Source organism: Shewanella electrica, assembly GCF_022321485.1.
Taxonomy (GTDB): Bacteria; Pseudomonadota; Gammaproteobacteria; order Enterobacterales; family Shewanellaceae; genus Shewanella; species Shewanella electrica.
In genome coordinates this window covers 1-290 of record NZ_JAKOGG010000141.1, presented here as the reverse complement: position 1 = coordinate 290, position 290 = coordinate 1, and the positions used below count along the sequence as shown (strand labels likewise).

Sequence of the window (290 nt, the reverse complement as noted above, 5' to 3'; positions counted from 1 at the left end):
GGCGAGCGAGAGCGGGGTTGATTGCTCATAGGCCGAGGGCGCCGAGCGGCGTCTTGCCCTGGCCGGCCTCGAAGTAGAAGATGAGCATGGCGAGCATGGCGAGGCGGGCGTGCTTGATCTCGGCGAGCTTGAGCCGGTCGAGCTTGTCGGTGTCCGGGATGTAGACGCCGTCCCTGGTCTCGCCGCCGAGGCCGAGCGGGTCGAAGAACTTGCCGCCGGGGTAGCCCTGCTCGCCGGTGGCGTTGGAGAAGTTCTCGGCGGTGCGCGACCACGGCGTGGCCCACTCCACC

At 69.3% G+C, this 290-nt stretch carries 1 protein-coding gene; it reads right to left on the bottom strand.

The annotated features are described in order from the left end of the window. Positions 1-25 precede the first annotated feature (25 nt). Positions 26-290: chlorophyll a/b-binding protein (locus L9G74_RS24030; RefSeq protein ID WP_238898559.1), on the bottom strand; the 265-nt coding region annotated here is incomplete at its 5' end.